We start from the raw sequence: 16,372 nt of genomic DNA on the forward strand, positions 1-16,372 counted from the left end.
GCTTTTACGTGTCACAATCATACACTATGTCCAAAACATCATGGGAATAAAACATGAGCGATAAAAAATCCATTAGTCAATTTGATTTATTGCTGATTGCCAATCAGCTTATTCAAGAACACGAACAGTATATCGAAGGAATGCGCGCAGAAAGCGTGGAAGAAAAAGATCAGGTTTTGGTTTTTAAAGGCCCTTATTTTTTGAATGACGACGGACTACCTACTGAGAAAACAACGGCGGTATTTAATATGTTTAAATATTTAGCTCATCATCTTTCTAAAGAGTTTTCGTTACAAAAATAATCAAAGCCTCAGACGAGGCTTTGATTTTCAACTCAATGACTGATCTGGGAAAATTTTTCGAAATAATCAGGGAAGGTTTTCGAGGTGCATTTGGGATCATTAATCGTCACTGAACTATCACTCAAAGCAACTAATGAGAAACACATCGCGATGCGATGATCATCGTAAGTATCAATCATTGCATGGCGAAATGCTGTAGGCGGTGTAATGATGATGTAATCCTCACCCTCTTCCACAGTTGCCCCGACTTTACGCAGCTCTGCCGCCATCGCCGTTAAGCGATCCGTTTCTTTCACTCGCCAGTTATAAACATTACGAATGGCTGTTGTACCTTTGGCAAATAACGCCGTCGTAGCGATGGTCATCGCTGCATCGGGAATCGCGTTAAAATCAAGATCAACACCGTTGAGCTCTTTTCGGCGAGCGATCACATAATCGTCCCCCCATTCAATCTCCGCCCCCATTTTTTCTAAGGCGTCAGCAAAATGAACATCACCTTGGATGCTATTTTTACCAATCCCCGTCACTTTAACTTCACCGCCTTTAATCGCAGCAGCCGCTAAAAAATAAGAAGCCGAAGAGGCATCACCTTCAACCAAAAAATGCCCTGGGGAAACATAAGATTGACCTGCTGGGATCACAAATTGTCGGTAATCGTGGTTGATCACTTGGACACCAAATTGCTGCATGATGTGTAAGGTAATATCAATATAAGGTTTAGAAACTAGCTCACCTTCAATATTAATAATAACCTCTCCGTCAGCTAAGGGAGCTGACATTAAAAATGCCGTCAAAAATTGGCTAGAAATGGATCCGTCAATCGATACCGCTCCAGCATTTAAGCCGGTGCCACGAATACGCAGGGGAGGATATTGTTCATTTTCCAAATAGTCAATTTGAGCCCCCGCTTGACGTAAGGCATGGACTAAATGACCAATCGGACGCTCCTTCATTCTGGGTTCACCTGTCAAAGTAAACGCTCCTCGCCCCAGACAAAGTGCAGCTGCTAGCGGGCGCATTGCTGTGCCAGCATTACCTAAAAAAAGCTCTAACGGTTGTGAATGTTCAAACGGTTGTCCTAACCCTTCTATTTCACATTCTGTTTTATCTTCCGAAAGACGGTACACAACACCTAGCTGATTTAGTGCATTCAGCATATGGCGAATGTCGTCACTATCGAGTAAATTGGTCAAGCGAGTGGTACCACGGGCTAATGCTGCTAAAAGAAGCGCTCGGTTCGACACGCTTTTTGAACCGGGAAGGTTCACTTCACCATTAATTTTGGTAATTGATTTTAACGTAAGGCTTTCCATTAAAGTTGTGTTTCCTTGCACTGCGACTATGCCTATTTTTATCTAGCGCAGTAAAATTCTTGGTACTAGCAGACTACCCAAAATAACCTAAAATCGCCAGTGTTAATCGACCTTTGCCAAGGATAGCGTTTACTACCTTTCTTTATCCACACGCACGCCTTCATCAAAATATAAAATACGCACCCGATCACCGGGATGAAATAGCATATGGCTGTCGACATCTTGAATCACATCAATAAGCTTACCCGTTGAAGTACGAATTAATATTTCGACCAAATGATAATCAACCTGAACAGCTTGTTTTCCTTGGTGTTGAGAAATACTCGCGCCAGCCAATACCCCAACCGCAGTTGCCACTTGCTTGCCTCTTCCGTCACCCAATTGGTGCCCTACTAATCCACCCACCACTGCACCAAGTAGTGTTTCCCAGCCTTGCGTTTTTGATTGAAGAATCTCTTGCTGAGAGATATAGCGGACGGTTTCCACCTGACCAAAAACAACATCATTTACTGGACGAGCTTGATTCCGTTGATAAGTGGCATTGGCAAATAGAGGAAAAATCAATAAGATCAAAATCCATCGTTTCATCTTGTGCTCCGATTAAAATAAGTGACTAAGTGATGACAATTTATCTGACCGAGTTGGCTGCGGACCATTTTACCTTCCCCTCTCCCGATATGGCGTTAACCGAGCCAAATGGTTTGCTCGCCTACGGTGGCGATTTGCGCCCTATGCGTATATTGTCCGCTTACCATCATGGTATATTTCCTTGGTACGGGCCAGGAGAACCGATCCTCTGGTGGAGCCCCGCCCCTCGTGCGGTCTTTAATCCTAAGACATTTAAACCCGCCAAAAGTGTAAAAAAATTTCAAAAAAAACACGCTTATCGAATGAGCCTAAATCATGCGACTGACCGTGTTATTGAGTTATGTGCAGCCGTGCGGCCGGCAAATGAAACATGGTTAAATCATGAGATGCGCAACGCTTACCAGCACTTGGCAAAACAAGGGGCTTGTCATTCCGTTGAAGTTTGGGAAAATGAAACATTGGTTGGAGGGCTATATGGGATTGAAGTCGGACAGCTGTTTTGTGGCGAATCCATGTTTAGCCTTGCGACCAATGCTTCTAAAATTGCACTTTGGGCTTTTTGTCAGCATTTTTCGCATCACCAAGGTAAATTAATTGATTGCCAAGTCATGAATCCGCATCTTAGGTCATTAGGGGCGGCTGAATTATCACGGAGCGAGTTTATGCAATCATTGCTAAGGTTAAAAGAGGTATCTGTCTCTCACTCTTGTTTTCAGCCACAATGGTTACCTTGCCCCTTAACGAATTCGATAGAGGAAAAAGGATGAGTGCAGAACCGCAACAGATTAGAGTTGGCCTAACCGAAAATCATTCATGCAGTTATCTGCCTGAACGGATGGAACGGGTTGCGATCGCCCTTGATCCATCAATGAGGACGAGTGAACATTATGAGTTGCTTCTTGCGAATGGTTTTCGCCGTAGCGGGGATGTAATTTATCAACCGTATTGCGATTATTGCTCCGCTTGTCAGGCATTACGCGTTTCTGTCAATGATTTTCGGTCCTCAAAAAGTCAAAAACGCTTATTAAATAAAGCAAAAACGGTTCAATGGCAGTTGAAACCAACGATGGATAAAGATTGGTTCCCACTCTATGCTCGTTATATTGAAGCGCGTCATCAGCAAGGAAGCATGTATCCTCCGCGCAAAGATGAATTTGATAAGTTTGCATGCTCAAACTGGCTACAAACACAATACTTACATCTTTATATCTGCGGCCACCTTGTCGCGATTGCCATTACCGACATTTTACCCAATAGCGCCAGCGCTTTTTATACCTTCTTTGAACCAGAGCACTCACTCTCTTTAGGCACTTTAGCGGTTCTCGTCCAAATCGAAATATGCAAACAAATGAATAAAGAGTGGCTCTATTTAGGCTATCAAATTGATGAATGCCCTGCGATGAATTATAAAGTACGCTTTCAACCGAATCAAAAGCTAGTCAAACAGCGTTGGCAAGGGTAGAATACGCCCCAACTTTACATATTGTTGTTTTAACGGCAGAATGCGCCGTTGATTATTTTCGCCAAATTTCTAAAGAGGATTAAATGGCTAAAGAAGACGTAATTGAGATGCAAGGTACTGTCCTTGATACTCTTCCAAACACAATGTTCCGTGTTGAGCTAGAAAATGGTCACATCGTGACGGCTCACATCTCTGGTAAAATGCGCAAAAACTATATTCGTATTCTTACTGGTGACAAAGTTACTGTAGAGATGACTCCATACGATCTATCTAAAGGTCGCATCGTCTTCCGCGCTCGTTAATCTCTGATTGCCGAATGCAACAAAAACGGAGCCTATCGCTCCGTTTTTGTTGCATAAGACTAACACTTAACACTCGATTATAAAAACGCACCATATTTACGGTGCGTTTATTATTTATAAGGCCAGCCTACGGCTGTTCAAATTTGTTCCAGACAAATTTATCACTCGCTTGTCGCCTACCTGCAACTTCACATTGGTTAGGTATATATTTCTTAATTCACAACTTCTTCCCGAGAACCTAAGCATTTAAAGGTGAGTTGATCATCGGCAAGCTCAACTTTGACCGTACCACCATCAACCAAAGCGCCAAATAATAATTCATTAGCAAGTGGTTTTTTCAATTGATCTTGAATGACTCGCCCCATTGGACGAGCGCCCATATCTCGATCATACCCTTTGATAGCAAGCCAATGCCTTGCATCTTCAGAGACCTCAAGTGACACGCCTCTTGCATCCAGTTGAGCTTGTAACTCAACAATAAATTTATCAACTACTTGATGAATGACTCGTTCATCTAAGCTATTAAACCAAATGATATGATCTAAGCGATTACGAAACTCTGGAGTAAAGACTTTTTTAATCTCCGCCATTGCATCATGACTATGATCTTGTTGAATCATACCAATCGATTGTTTTACCGTTTCAGCCACACCCGCATTGGTCGTCATCACTAAAATTACATTACGGAAATCCGCTTTTCGACCGTTATTATCCGTTAATGTGCCATTGTCCATCACTTGCAACAGGAGGTTAAAGACATCTGGATGGGCTTTTTCAATTTCATCAAGCAAAACGACCGCATGAGGGTGCTTAATCACAGCATCGGTCAACAAGCCACCTTGATCGTAACCAACATAGCCAGGAGGCGCTCCAATTAAGCGGCTAACCGAATGACGTTCACCATATTCCGACATATCAAAGCGTAGCAGCTCGATCCCCAATAACTTGGATAATTGGACGGTAACTTCCGTTTTACCAACCCCAGTTGGCCCTGCAAAAAGGAACGAGCCAACCGGCCGATTATCTGAGCCGAGACCTGCGCGAGTGAGTTTGATCGATTCACTCAGCACTTCTATCGCTTGATCTTGGCCAAAGACTAACATTTTCATCTTCTTATCAAGATTTTTCAAAATATCTTTATCGGATGAAGAGACCGATTTTTCTGGAATTCGCGCCATTTTTGCTACCATAGCTTCGATTTCAGCAACCCCAACGGTTTTTTTACGTCGGCTAGCAGGCATCAGTCGGACTCTTGCACCGGCTTCATCGATCACATCAATCGCTTTATCCGGCAAATGGCGCTCATTAATATATTTTGCTGATAACTCTACTGCGGCCCGTAATGCTTTATGGGTATAGCGTACATCATGGTGTGCTTCATATTTAGGCTTTAACCCCATTAAAATCTTGGTGGTATCATCCAATGACGGTTCTAATACATCAATTTTCTGAAAACGACGTGATAACGCGCGCTCTTTTTCAAATATCGTGCTGTATTCTTGATAGGTGGTTGAACCTATACAACGTAATTTGCCACTGCTTAATAATGGTTTAATCAGATTCGCGGCATCCACTTGCCCACCCGATGCTGCACCAGCACCAATAATCGTATGAATCTCATCAATAAAAAGAATCGCGTCTTGTTCTTTCTCTAATTGTTTAAGAATCGTTTTAAAACGTTTTTCAAAATCACCACGATACTTGGTTCCAGCAAGTAACGAACCAATATCTAATGAGTAGATGACACTGTTTTGAATGACGTCAGGAACTTGCCCCTCCACAATCCGCCAAGCTAGACCTTCAGCAATTGCCGTTTTACCGACCCCAGCCTCACCCACTAAGAGCGGATTATTTTTACGACGGCGGCATAATACTTGAATCGTACGCTCAAGCTCTTTATCTCGACCAATAAGAGGATCAATCTGTCCTTGTTTCGCGAGTTGATTAAGGTTGCTAGCAAAGCTTTCTAATCGCTCATCGCCATTGGTATCATCTAAATTCCCAGGGCTAAAAGCGTCAGCAGCAGGATCATCACTCGCGCCGGAAATTTTAGTAATCCCGTGAGAAATGAAGTTCACGATATCAAGTCGACTAATATCATTTTTTTTCAGTAAGTACGCCGCGTGGGACTCTTGTTCACTAAAAATAGCCACGAGAACATTCGCGCCTGTGACTTCATTACGTCCAGAAGACTGAACATGAAAAACAGCGCGTTGTAGCACTCGTTGGAAGCTGAGAGTTGGCTGAGTTTCACGCATGTCATCATTCGCAGGGATAAGAGGCGTGGTTTGATCAATAAATTGATCCAGCTCTTGTCGTAATGTGTCAATATCAGCTTGACAGGCCAATAATGCATCCTTCGCTGCATCGTTTTCCAACAATGCCAGTAGGAGGTGCTCGACGGTCATAAATTCATGTCGTTTGTCTCGCGCTCGAGCGAACGCGCCATTTAGACTAGACTCTAGTTCTTTATTAAGCATAAGGCCTCCTTAAGGAACAACCACATTGTCTGACAAGCCTAAGCTTGCTCCATAGTACACAGTAGTGGATGCTCATTTTCCCTTGAGTACATGGTCACTTGCGCTACCTTTGTCTCTGCAACCTCTGCAGTATATGTGCCACAAATGGCTTTTCCTTCATAATGTACCCTAAGCATGACTTGTGTTGCTCTTTCGATGTCCATTGAGAAAAAACGCTCAAGAATCTCAATCACAAAGTCCATCGGGGTATAATCATCATTATTGAGTACTACGTGATACATTGCCGGGGGGCTTACCTCGGTCTTTTCTTTCTCCAGTAAATCTGAGCCTGGAGTTACCCATTCAAAGTTTCTACTCATGACGGCCATAGATCAGAGTGTTTCTCAAATTATTACCCATTGTCATCCTATCCATCAGCGCGGTTTATTCACTTAACTTGCTGTCTGTTCAGGTGAAAAACAACCCTTACCTAGAGACTAATCCAGCAATGGTACAGCTGCAAATAAAACATGACGATTCCTTGTCGGTTACGGTTGTAACCGTTCAAAAAAACAGCTAAATATGCACTTAAATTCACAATATGCATTGCTATTTGCAAATTTCATTGCATTTTTCCATCCTTCATCACTCAAGCAGCACCTCTTTTAGACAAAAAACTCAATGCGCTGACCCCTTAAAGTGATTTACTTATAAAAGTGACTATCTTTATACCGCTCCCCTATTGACTGTGCTCTATCATTGACTACATTGGTCAATTAGTGAGTAAAGATTTGGCAGCGGCTAAACCAGCATTCACACCAGAAACGCTCGTTTATGGAATCAGAGGAGCGAGTATTTCTGTCAACACTATCAGTTACAAATGCATGAGGGATGTATAGCATGGCTACAGGTACAGTAAAGTGGTTCAATAATGCCAAAGGGTTCGGTTTCATTTGTCCAGACGGTGGAAATGAAGACATTTTCACCCATTATTCAACGATTAAAATGGATGGCTACCGCACACTAAAAGCGGGGCAACAAGTCGCCTATGAAGTTGAGCAAGGCCCCAAAGGCTTCCACGCCAGCAGTGTTGTTCCTATTGAAGGACAACACGCAAAATAAATCCGCTGCCATACTCGGAGTGATCGTTTTATAACTCAATCAGAGATGAACTCATCCCCAGCGTCACTGCAGATTTAATGGATAAGAATCGAATTAACGTCACCATTAACTGGCTATTGTTCCTCTTTGATACTTCACACCAAGTAACATATAAAACCCCAATATAATATTGGGGTTACTTAAATTTTCCATCAACGATTAAGCACAAGGTTAATGGTGCTCTTCATTGAGCAGATCGCCCTTCGCTGCAGATAAATATTGCATCATTGACCAATAAGTAAGAATAGTTGCAATATAGATAGCCACATAGCCCATCCAAACCATCCAATCGTCATAACGCCAGATCAATACCCACAGAGCAAACATTTGTGTTAATGTTTTAACCTTCCCAATCCAAGACACGGCCACACTGGCTCGTTTGCCAATTTCGGCCATCCATTCGCGTAAAGCTGAAATAATAATCTCACGACCAATCATGGTCACCGCAGGAATAGTAATCCAAATAGAATGGTAATGTTCCGTGATAAGAATTAACGCAGTTGCAACGAGCACTTTATCTGCAACCGGATCAATAAAAGCCCCAAACCGAGACGTTTGACCGAGTTTTCTGGCTAACATGCCATCCAGCCAATCAGTAAATCCGGCGATCCAGAAAATCATCGCGGCGGCAAAGGGGGCCCAGTTGTATGGCAAATAAAACGCCACAACAAATACAGGAATGAGGAAAAGTCTTAATAAAGACAAGATATTGGGGATGTTAAAACGCATATTTTTAGGCTCTTATTAGTTGCGGCTTTATGGTGCGGCATTTTTACTATTGTTTCAATGCTTGGTAGATATTTTCCGCCAAAGAATAACTAATCCCAGGGATTTTGGCGATTTCTTCAACAGTTGCTCGTTTAAGCTCCTGCATTCCTCCCATATATTTCAATAGAGCTTGACGACGTTTAGGGCCAACGCCTTCAATGCCTTCTAGTGAACTGGTTCGGCGAGTTTTTCCCCGTTTGGCTCGATGTCCAACAATCGCATGGTGATGGCTTTCATCTCGAATGTGTTGAATGAGGTGCAAGGCGGGAGCATCACTAGGAAGATTAAACTCTTTTCCTTCCGTAGTGATCAAGGTTTCTAAACCTGGCTTGCGAGTGATACCTTTAGCGATACCAATCAACAATGGCCGCTTAGGCCAATCTTGCCAACACTGGCTAATGATCTCATGCGCACGGTTGAGTTGTCCCTTACCACCATCGATAAAGATAACATCGGGGATCTTATCAATATCGAGCTGTTTAGAATAACGTTTTTCTAGTGCCTGTCCCATCGCTGCATAATCATCACCTCCCGTTATCCCTGTGATATTATAACGACGATACTCAGCTTTAACTGGCCCATCTTGGTTAAAAACCACGCAAGACGCGACGGTGCTTTCTCCCATGGTATGCGAGATATCAAAGCACTCCATGCGAGTCATGTTGCTCAAGCCAACGACCGATTGAAGCGCTTTAACCCGCTGATGGATTGTCATTTGATGATTCACTTTTGCCGTCATGGCACTGAGCGCATTGGTATTAGACAATTTTAAATAGCGGCCCCGAATTCCAGTAGGTTTTACATGAAAAACCACTTTACGCCCAGCTAATTGACTCAGCGCCGCTTGTAACGGCACGGTATTGTGCAATAACCCCTCATTGAGAATAATTCGGCTAGGAATAGTGCGCCCTTCATTATGACTAAGGTAATATTGGCTTAAGAAGCTTTCAAACACTTCTTGTTGCCCAGTGCGGATTGGTATTTTAGGGAAATGACTACGACTACCAAGTACCTTTCCTTGCCGAATCATCAAAATATGAATGCAAGCCAGCCCTTTTTCTTCAGCAAACCCTAGCACATCCATATCATCCATCGAATCGTCAGACACATATTGCTGTTCCTGAATTCGACGGATAGCCTGAATTTGATCTCGATATTTTGCCGCATCTTCAAAGCGCAATGCTCTGCTCGCCTGCTCCATCTTCTCGACCAACACTTCCAGCACTTGATTATCTTTACCTTGCAAAAATAGACGCACGTAGTTCACGAGTTCAATATAATGCGTATCGGAAATGGTGTGCTTAACACAAGGAGCAACGCATCGACCAATCTGATACATCAAACAAGGACGAATGCGGTTGCTATATACGCTATCTTCACATTGACGGACAGGAAAAATCTTTTGAATTAAATGCAACGTTTCACGGACGGCACCGGAATCAGGATAAGGACCAAAATATTCCCCTTTGCGCTTCTTCGCTCCCCGATGTAAAGACAAACGGGGGTGTTTATGAGCACTGATAAAAATATACGGGTAGGACTTATCATCACGCAGCAATACATTATATTTAGGTAAGTACTGCTTAATATAATTATGTTCGAGAATAAGCGCTTCTGTTTCCGTGTGTGTCACTGTCACATCAATTTTGTCAATATGACTGACTAGCGCTCGAGTTTTTTCGCTATCGACTTTGCTACGAAAGTAACTGGACAAGCGTTTTTTCAGATCTTTCGCTTTACCAACGTAAATCACCTCAGCGTCGGTATTATACATACGATAAACACCGGGCTGATGGGTGACCGTTTTTAAAAAAGCGTGCGCATCAAACTCAGACACTATAATTTCTCGGTATCGAGCATCCCATGCCGAATCGCCAAATGGGTCAATTCAACATCACCACTTATGTCTAATTTAGCAAAAAGACGATAACGATAACTATTGACTGTTTTTGGACTCAGGTTCAGTTGATCTGAAATGTCAGTTACTTTTTGTCCTTTAGTGATCATCATCATAATTTGAAGTTCACGCTCAGACAGGCCTGCAAATGGATTTTCAGAAGCGGGTGAAAATTGGCTTAATGCCATTTGCTGAGCGATTTCAGGAGAGATATATCGCTGGCCACTATTCACAATACGAATAGCATTCACCATTTCATCGGGCGCGGAACCTTTGGTTAAGTAGCCCGCCGCTCCGGCTTGCATCACTTTGGTTGGAAACGGATTCTCAGTATGAATCGTCAGAACAATAATTTTAACATCTGGATTTAGACGCAAAATTTTCTTGGTCGCTTCTAAACCGCCAATACCTGGCATGTTCATATCCATTAATACGACATCAGTATGGTTGCTACGGCACCATTTTACTGCATTTTCACCGCTATCAGCTTCCCCTACTACGTTCATTCCACGGACGTCTTCAATAATACGTCGTATCCCTGTGCGAACCAGCTCGTGATCATCTACAAGGAAAACATTGATCAAACTTGTATCTCCACGCTTATCTATTCGCTCTGTTATCACAACGATGGACAACAGTCTGGCTGCTTAGTCTAACCTAAATGGCTAACCTGCTGCCAATGAATATGTGCCTAAAGCTAAATTTTGGCAAGAATTTCTTTAATAATCTGTGGGATGACATGCGCATTTAACGCTTATATAACCTGATAAGCATAGTTTTGAGCAATTTGATGTAACCACCGATCTAATTTGAACACACAGCAATGGAACCAGTGCAACAAAATCAATACAAAAATTGAAATAAATCACTATTTTTAGTTGAAAATGCAGCTTATTTCATATATTTATATTGGCGGTCAATCAATGTTATATCTGACACTTTTATGATTAGTGAAATGTTTCTCAAAACTAATCCGTGAATGATTCCATTTGTATTGATACTAAAATGATAATTAAGGGAAACTTATGAAAAAATTACTTGCAGTGGCCGCTCTAGCGGTACTTCCTCTTTCCAACGCGGCTATGGCAGACTCAGACATTGGTTGTGGTTTGGGTACCATGATCTTTGATGGTCAACAAGGTAAAGTGTTTAAAGTGCTTGGTGCAACCACCAACGGTACTTCAGGCAACCAAACCTTTGGTATCACTTTCGGTACGCTTGGTTGTGATGGTACTGGCACCATCGATTCTGCGCAAAAATTAGCACTCTTTATTGACGGTAACTTAGACAATCTCGCTCGTGATATCGCACGTGGTGAAGGTGAAACGCTAGCGACACTTGCTGAAGTTTGGGGTATCCAAGAAGCAGATAAAGCGACATTCAACCACATGGCAAAAGAAAACTTTGCCCACGTATTCGAATCTGAAAATGTAACGTCTCAACAAGTGTTTGCTAACTTAAATACTTTAGTTGCACAAGATCCAGCGTTAGCCGCTTACTCAATCTAAGTGACTGACACACGAAGTCTCCCAACCCCTCGGTTGTAAAGCTGACTTCGTTGTTCAATAAACGTTATTAGTGCCCGTCAGGGCACTTTTTATTGCTCGGCACATCACAATAATGACTCTATCGGCATGAGACTCTCTTTTATTACTCGTCGCAGTTTACTTTCCTGTTGCCTACTCGCAAATGGGTTGCTATTCAACTCGAGCGCTTTAGCTCGTTCCCAAGTGGATATTCCATCCCTAGCCCAGCATCCATACTGGCTAAAACTTGGGCATTACTTACCTTCTTATCTGTCAGGTTATCGCAGTACAATAGATTCTCGCGAGTTTTTTCTCGCTCGCAATGGAAAGCAAGATCCAGAAGCAGAGTTAAGAGCAACGCTTGAGCAGCTTTATCACTCAGAGACTGCTATCGCACATCAAGCACGTTGTACTTATCCAGCCCGATATCGTTGGATTGAGTCTCAATATGGCAACGATGATGTCACGCTTAACTGCCCTGAATTAGACAATTGGCGCACCGTGATTGACCCAGCAGGGATGACACTCATTTTTCCGACAGCATTTATGAATAATCCTTCCTCCATGTTTGGTCATACCCTACTCAGAATTGATGCGAAAGATCAAACTCGTCATAAAGAATTGGTTGCGTTTGCGATTAATTTTGCCGCCGAACCCGAAGGCAATGACAACCCTGCATTATATGCGATGAAAGGTTTATTTGGTTTTTATCCGGGTAGATTCACTGTGATGCCTTATTATCGTAAAGTGCGTGAATACAATGACATTGAGTCTCGTGATATTTGGGAATACCCACTTAATTTAACCGAACAAGAAGTCGAGTGGGTGCTACTGCATTTGTGGGAAATGCAATTAGCCGAGTTTGATTATTATTTCTTGGACGAAAACTGCTCTTATCAACTGCTTGCTTTGTTACAATTGGCCCGTGATGACTTACAATTAGTCGCAGATTTTCCACTACAAGCCATCCCTTCAGATACTGTCGGTGCATTAGCGAAACAAGGACTTATTACCACACCACGTTATAGAGAGTCTTTTGGCACGCGTTTAATGCATCAATCACAACAAGTCTCTCCAGAGCTTTTTCAAGCCGCAAAACTGGCGACCCAAGGTCAATTTCCCGATCCTAACCAGTTTAACGATCAGGAATTGGCCACCATTTATGAATTTGCCTATGAATGGCTCAATTTTCAATTGTATGATCAAGGCTTGGAACGCGATCCAACGGCGCAGCGACTGACCAAATTGTTACGACTGCGTAGCCAAATCAACGCCCCATCACCTTTTGAGCCCGTCCCGATACCGGCTTTTTCTCCTGAACAAGGGCATGGTTCGGCACGACTCGGCATTGGTAGCCAATATTGGCATCATACACCGTCGGCATTAAACCTTGAGTGGCGCGCCGCTTATCACGACTTATTCGATGCTCAACAAGGCTTTATTCCTGGCGCGCAAATTAGCTTTTTGGATCTGCAATTAAGCCAAGACCAAAATAGCACCACTCGTTTAGAAAAGTTGTATCTGCTTGATGCCATGACGGTAGCGCCAAATCACAATCTATTCTCTAGTGCATCATGGAATATGCGAATTGGCTTTGACCGTCAGCCGAATCACCAACAACGTCAAGGACGATGGTTTATGCAAGGTGGTTATGGACAAGCGTGGGGCGATCCTAACCGTCTGCATGGCTATGGATTAGCATCATTGGCATTCAATCATGGTTCACTGACCGATTATCGTTTCACGACTGGTGCGGGAATTGAGGCTGGCCTACTCTGGCAAGCAGCAGATAAGCACCGTTTAGGGCTACAAGGACAATACTTAGCTTTATTTAATAATCATGCCGATCATCATAGCCAGCTTAATTTAACTTGGAACTGGAGTCTTGCTCGCCATTGGGCACTGCGCAGTGAAGTTCGCTATCAGCATTGGCAACAAGAAGAAATCAGTGCAAAAATCACTGGTTATTTTTATTACTAAGTGCGAAAAGTAAATTGTAGTGACCCATTATAATCATGTTCACTTTAGTTTAGAAATATCATGAAATTGGTAAGGTTCACTGCCAAACCGACCTCAACGCGTCCTGACGCGAATAGCAGAAGATGATATTATCTTCTGCTATTTTTTAGGTATCCCCAAACGACTTGCTGTAGCAGGTAGACGACTAGCAGCAAAGGAAGATATTTTCTGCCTAAATACTGCCATCAATAAGGTTGACTGTGACTCTCGAATCAGGTTTTGTTCTCACCCGCCAAGCAAAAGATATCAATGGTAAAAGTCACATTGAGTTGTGGCTGGCGACAGATCAAGGGCCAACACAGTTGATTATCGAGGGCGAACAAGCGGTGTTCTTTATCGAACAAACGCAGATTCAAGCTTGCCAAGCCATCGCCAAACAACAGCAAATAGCCGTTGATGTTCGGCCTCTTGAGCTTAAAGACTTTAACCAACAGTCACTGGCAGGTTGTTATTTTGCCAGCCATTATCAAGCATCCAAACTGGCTCAAGCGCTCCACCAAGCAAATATCATCACTTTAGAAGCCGATATTAAACTGGCGGATCGCTATTTAATGGAGCGATTCATTCAAGGCAGCCTTGAGTTTACCGGCACCATAACCCACTACGGCGACTATCGCCAAGTCCGTCAAGCAAAATGCCGACAAGCGGACTATTTACCACAACTCCATGTGGTTTCATTAGATATTGAATGCTCAGAGAAAGGCTTACTCTACTCCATCGGTTTGCATAGCCCCCTCGACAGCCGCGTGATCATGGTTGGCCAACCACAAGCTGCTGAAACGACCATCCAATGGGTGGCCGATGAATATCACTTACTGAGTGCGTTAGTCGATTGGTTTCAACGCTTTGATCCAGACGTAATCATTGGTTGGAATGTGATTGATTTTGACTTTCGCTTACTGCATAAGCGGGCCGAATGGCATCAATTAAAGCTGAAACTTGGCCGAGCTAAGCAGGCCAGTTACTTTCGCTCGGCAGCGCAAACGAACCAAGGCTTTATTACCATTCCCGGACGCGTGGTACTGGATGGAATCGATACCTTAAAAACCGCGACCTATCAATTTCGCTCTTGGTCTTTAGAGGCGGTATCCCGTCAACTGTTAGGAGAAGGTAAAGCCATTACTCAGCCGCACGATAGAATGGAAGAAATCAATCGCCTTTACCAACAAGATAAACCTCAGCTCGCCCATTACAATCTGCAAGATTGCATTTTAGTCGAGAAGATTTTCCAACATACCCATTTACTAGACTTTGTCATTCAGCGCTCTCGATTAACCGGATTAGAGCTAGATAGAATTGGCGGTTCAGTCGCCGCGTTTACAAACCTCTATCTGCCTCAACTGCATCGTGCAGGTTACATCGCGCCCAACCTACACTCGGAAAACTGGATGGCTAGCCCAGGTGGTTATGTCATGGACTCTCGCCCTGGCTTGTATGACTCCGTATTAGTGTTAGATTTTAAAAGTCTTTACCCGTCGATCATTCGCTCATTTTTGATTGATCCTCTGGGGTTAATTGAAGGGTTAACGCTCGACGTTGGCCCGGCATCCCATCAAGCGGTAGAGGGATTTCGCGGCGGGCAGTTTCATCGTCAGCGCCATTTTCTGCCCGCCATGATTGAAGCGCTATGGGCCGCACGGGATATCGCTAAGAAAAACAAAGAACCTGCCTTTTCGCAAGCGATTAAAATCATCATGAACTCCTTTTATGGCGTACTTGGGTCCTCTGGCTGTCGGTTTTTTGATACTCGTCTGGCTTCAAGTATTACCATGCGCGGCCACGAAATCATGAAACAAACCAAAATGTTAATTGAGGCGCAAGGTTATCAGGTCATTTATGGTGATACCGATTCAACTTTTGTTTCATTAGGTGGCGCATTGAGCCAAACACAAGCTGACCAAATCGGACGTGACTTGGTCTGGCACATTAACCAATGGTGGACAACTCACCTTGAGCAAACCTACGCCCTTAGCTCATTTTTAGAACTGGAGTACGAAACTCACTACCGCAAATTTTTAATGCCGACCATTCGCGGCTCAGAAACGGGATCGAAAAAGCGCTACGCTGGCCTGATTGGTGAGCCCGGTGCGGAAAAAATGGTGTTTAAAGGCTTAGAGAGCGCCCGCAGTGATTGGACGCCTCTTGCCCAACATTTTCAGTCTGAACTGTATTGGATGATATTTCACGATCAGCAGCCCGATGAATATATTCGCACGACCGTTGAGCAAACGTTGGCTGGAGAGTTTGATCAGCAGCTAACCTACCAAAAGCGCCTGCGACGCAAGCTGCACGAGTACCAAAAAAACGTGCCGCCTCAAGTACGCGCCGCTCGCCTAGCAGATGAAATCAATGCGCGTTTAGGTAGAGCTTTACAATATCAAAACAAAGGCACGATTGAATACTGCATGACACTTAATGGCCCGGAACCTAAACAGTACTTATCGAGCCCTATCGATTATCAGCATTACATTGATAAACAACTCAAACCCGTTGCCGATGCGATTTTGCCTTTTATTAACCGTCAGTTTGAGCAAATTATCGCGCCGCAACTCGGGTTATTTTAACTCCGAGAACA

At 43.4% G+C, this 16,372-nt stretch carries 15 protein-coding genes; 8 read left to right on the forward strand and 7 right to left on the reverse strand.

Translation table 11 applies throughout. The features are described from left to right. The first annotated feature begins 53 nt into the window (after positions 1-53). Positions 54-302 carry a YciN family protein gene (locus FKN05_RS03995; protein ID WP_099612329.1) on the forward strand — a complete coding sequence of 83 codons (249 nt, stop codon included), beginning with the start codon at positions 54-56 and terminating at the stop codon, positions 300-302. 32 nt (positions 303-334) lie between these two features. On the opposite strand, the gene aroA is transcribed toward FKN05_RS03995, so the two are convergent. Together aroA and FKN05_RS04005 are read right to left on the reverse strand one after the other, a co-directional pair. After that, entirely contained in the window at positions 335-1,615 is a 1,281-nt protein-coding gene (gene aroA / locus FKN05_RS04000) for a 3-phosphoshikimate 1-carboxyvinyltransferase (RefSeq protein ID WP_170886944.1), read from the reverse strand. A gap of 132 nt (positions 1,616-1,747) precedes the next feature. Beyond that, positions 1,748-2,203: an outer membrane lipoprotein gene (locus tag FKN05_RS04005; protein WP_170886945.1), complete on the reverse strand. Its 456-nt coding sequence runs from the start codon at positions 2,201-2,203 to the stop codon at positions 1,748-1,750. A 32-nt stretch (positions 2,204-2,235) separates the two neighbouring features. Here FKN05_RS04005 and aat point away from each other — a divergent pair, with 32 nt between their 5' ends. From aat to infA, 3 genes are all read left to right on the forward strand, one after another. Continuing rightward, the gene (gene aat, locus FKN05_RS04010) at positions 2,236-2,970 is read left to right on the forward strand and encodes a leucyl/phenylalanyl-tRNA--protein transferase (protein ID WP_170886946.1); all 735 of its coding nucleotides are present in this window, start codon (positions 2,236-2,238) and stop codon (positions 2,968-2,970) included. Beyond that, on the forward strand, positions 2,967-3,665 hold the full coding sequence (locus FKN05_RS04015) for an arginyltransferase (protein ID WP_170886947.1): 699 nt from the start codon (positions 2,967-2,969) through the stop codon (positions 3,663-3,665). The genes aat and FKN05_RS04015 overlap by 4 nt, the downstream gene beginning before the upstream one ends. An 83-nt stretch (positions 3,666-3,748) precedes the next feature. Next, entirely contained in the window at positions 3,749-3,967 is a 219-nt protein-coding gene (gene infA, locus FKN05_RS04020; protein WP_001040191.1) for a translation initiation factor IF-1, read from the forward strand. A gap of 212 nt (positions 3,968-4,179) precedes the next feature. Here the strand turns inward: infA and clpA are convergent, their stop codons facing one another. Further along, positions 4,180-6,447: an ATP-dependent Clp protease ATP-binding subunit ClpA gene (clpA, locus tag FKN05_RS04025; RefSeq protein WP_161434014.1), complete on the reverse strand. Its 2,268-nt coding sequence runs from the start codon at positions 6,445-6,447 to the stop codon at positions 4,180-4,182. A 38-nt stretch (positions 6,448-6,485) separates the two neighbouring features. After that, positions 6,486-6,806, reverse strand: coding sequence for an ATP-dependent Clp protease adapter ClpS (clpS, locus tag FKN05_RS04030; protein WP_099612651.1), 321 nt, complete (start codon positions 6,804-6,806; stop codon positions 6,486-6,488). A 520-nt stretch (positions 6,807-7,326) separates the two neighbouring features. Here clpS and cspD point away from each other — a divergent pair. Continuing rightward, entirely contained in the window at positions 7,327-7,548 is a 222-nt protein-coding gene (cspD, locus tag FKN05_RS04035; protein ID WP_161428237.1) for a cold shock domain-containing protein CspD, read from the forward strand. Between the two features lie 210 nt (positions 7,549-7,758). On the opposite strand, the gene pgsA is transcribed toward cspD, so the two are convergent. Genes pgsA through uvrY form a run of 3 tightly spaced genes read right to left on the reverse strand, consistent with a single transcriptional unit; the run spans position 7,759 to position 10,836 of the window. Further along, positions 7,759-8,316, reverse strand: coding sequence for a CDP-diacylglycerol--glycerol-3-phosphate 3-phosphatidyltransferase (gene pgsA / locus FKN05_RS04040; RefSeq protein ID WP_161428238.1), 558 nt, complete (start codon positions 8,314-8,316; stop codon positions 7,759-7,761). A gap of 46 nt (positions 8,317-8,362) precedes the next feature. Then, positions 8,363-10,195: an excinuclease ABC subunit UvrC gene (uvrC, locus tag FKN05_RS04045; protein WP_170887234.1), complete on the reverse strand. Its 1,833-nt coding sequence runs from the start codon at positions 10,193-10,195 to the stop codon at positions 8,363-8,365. Next, the gene (gene uvrY / locus FKN05_RS04050) at positions 10,192-10,836 is read right to left on the reverse strand and encodes a UvrY/SirA/GacA family response regulator transcription factor (RefSeq protein ID WP_099612323.1); all 645 of its coding nucleotides are present in this window, start codon (positions 10,834-10,836) and stop codon (positions 10,192-10,194) included. The genes uvrC and uvrY overlap by 4 nt, the downstream gene beginning before the upstream one ends. Before the next feature lie 441 nt (positions 10,837-11,277). Here uvrY and FKN05_RS04055 point away from each other — a divergent pair, with 441 nt between their 5' ends. The 3 genes from FKN05_RS04055 (at position 11,278) to FKN05_RS04065 (ending at position 16,361) form a co-directional block, all read left to right on the forward strand. Continuing rightward, positions 11,278-11,760: a DUF3015 domain-containing protein gene (locus tag FKN05_RS04055; RefSeq protein ID WP_099612322.1), complete on the forward strand. Its 483-nt coding sequence runs from the start codon at positions 11,278-11,280 to the stop codon at positions 11,758-11,760. 126 nt (positions 11,761-11,886) lie between these two features. After that, the gene (locus FKN05_RS04060; protein ID WP_170886948.1) at positions 11,887-13,758 is read left to right on the forward strand and encodes an Lnb N-terminal periplasmic domain-containing protein; all 1,872 of its coding nucleotides are present in this window, start codon (positions 11,887-11,889) and stop codon (positions 13,756-13,758) included. Positions 13,759-13,997: 239 nt separating this feature from the next. Continuing rightward, a complete protein-coding gene (locus tag FKN05_RS04065) occupies positions 13,998-16,361 on the forward strand; it encodes a DNA polymerase II (RefSeq protein WP_170886949.1) in 2,364 nt (787 codons plus the stop codon). The last annotated feature ends 11 nt before the right edge of the window (positions 16,362-16,372 follow it).

The organism is Vibrio sp. 1-1(7) (assembly GCF_013048485.1).
Lineage (GTDB): Bacteria > Pseudomonadota > Gammaproteobacteria > Enterobacterales > Vibrionaceae > Vibrio > Vibrio fujianensis.

Bases quoted from the DNA above. Each gene is read 5' to 3' on its own strand.
- FKN05_RS04015 (WP_170886947.1), top strand. From the start codon at position 2,967: ATGAGTGCAGAACCGCAACAGATTAGAGTTGGCCTAACCGAAAATCAT.
- cspD (WP_161428237.1), top strand. From the start codon at position 7,327: ATGGCTACAGGTACAGTAAAGTGGTTCAATAATGCCAAAGGGTTCGGT.
- infA (WP_001040191.1), top strand. From the start codon at position 3,749: ATGGCTAAAGAAGACGTAATTGAGATGCAAGGTACTGTCCTTGATACT.
- clpA (WP_161434014.1), bottom strand. From the start codon at position 6,447: ATGCTTAATAAAGAACTAGAGTCTAGTCTAAATGGCGCGTTCGCTCGA.
- clpS (WP_099612651.1), bottom strand. From the start codon at position 6,806: ATGAGTAGAAACTTTGAATGGGTAACTCCAGGCTCAGATTTACTGGAG.
- FKN05_RS04060 (WP_170886948.1), top strand. From the start codon at position 11,887: ATGAGACTCTCTTTTATTACTCGTCGCAGTTTACTTTCCTGTTGCCTA.
- FKN05_RS03995 (WP_099612329.1), top strand. From the start codon at position 54: ATGAGCGATAAAAAATCCATTAGTCAATTTGATTTATTGCTGATTGCC.
- pgsA (WP_161428238.1), bottom strand. From the start codon at position 8,316: ATGCGTTTTAACATCCCCAATATCTTGTCTTTATTAAGACTTTTCCTC.
- aat (WP_170886946.1), top strand. From the start codon at position 2,236: ATGACAATTTATCTGACCGAGTTGGCTGCGGACCATTTTACCTTCCCC.
- FKN05_RS04055 (WP_099612322.1), top strand. From the start codon at position 11,278: ATGAAAAAATTACTTGCAGTGGCCGCTCTAGCGGTACTTCCTCTTTCC.
- FKN05_RS04005 (WP_170886945.1), bottom strand. From the start codon at position 2,203: ATGAAACGATGGATTTTGATCTTATTGATTTTTCCTCTATTTGCCAAT.
- aroA (WP_170886944.1), bottom strand. From the start codon at position 1,615: ATGGAAAGCCTTACGTTAAAATCAATTACCAAAATTAATGGTGAAGTG.